This is a genomic window from Maribacter sp. 2-571 (assembly GCF_050589625.1).
In the GTDB taxonomy this organism is placed as follows: domain Bacteria; phylum Bacteroidota; class Bacteroidia; order Flavobacteriales; family Flavobacteriaceae; genus Pelagihabitans.
In genome coordinates, this window is sequence record NZ_JBNGOP010000082.1 from 1 (window position 1) to 740 (window position 740).

Here is a 740-nt window from a genome sequence, read left to right on the forward strand (position 1 = left end):
CACCAGTCGGCGCCCTTCGAGAAGGTGGTGGACCGCGTGGTGAAGACCCGCGATATGAGCATGCCGCCCCTGTTCCAAGTGATGTTCGCACTTCAGAATACCATTGGGGAGGAAGATGATAGCTCAGCGAGCGACGCCCCTTTTGAAGTATCGTCTTATGAAGAAGATGGTGGTACGGCTAAGTTTGATTTATTATTGTCAGCGGTGGAAGACCCCTCCGGTATTTCGTTGGAGCTCGAGTACTGTACGGACCTTTTCGATTCCGTTACGATTGATCGCATGCTCTCCCATTACAGGGAGCTTTTGCGCAGCATCGTCGCGAACCCTGTATCGCGGATCACAAGCCTTTCCATGCTGACCTCCCCGGAGGAGGAGCAGCTTTTGGGGGCCTTCAACGATACCGCTAGGGAATACCCGGGTGAGCGTACGATCCTGGAGCTTTTCAGGGAACAGGTCGGGGATTCCCCCGAGAACACGGCACTGGTGCTTGGCGACAATGCGCTGAGCTACTCCGAAGTGGACCTTTGTTCGAGCAAACTGGCGCATTACCTGCAATCGGAACATGGGGTTCTCCCAGGGGACCATATAGGGCTACTTTTGGACCGTTCCCCTTTGGCGATCATCTCGATGTTGGGCATCATGAAGTGCGGCGGGGTGTACGTGCCGATCGACAAGGGGTACCCGGAGGAGCGCAAATCCCTTATTCTGGAAGATGCGGGCGCCAGGTTGTTGGTCACGGA

General features: G+C 55.7%; 1 protein-coding gene. It reads left to right on the top strand.

What is annotated here, in order from left to right; genetic code table 11:
* A partial coding sequence (locus ACRD7P_RS20965; RefSeq protein WP_430909759.1) for an AMP-binding protein occupies positions 1-740 on the top strand: 740 nt, incomplete at both ends.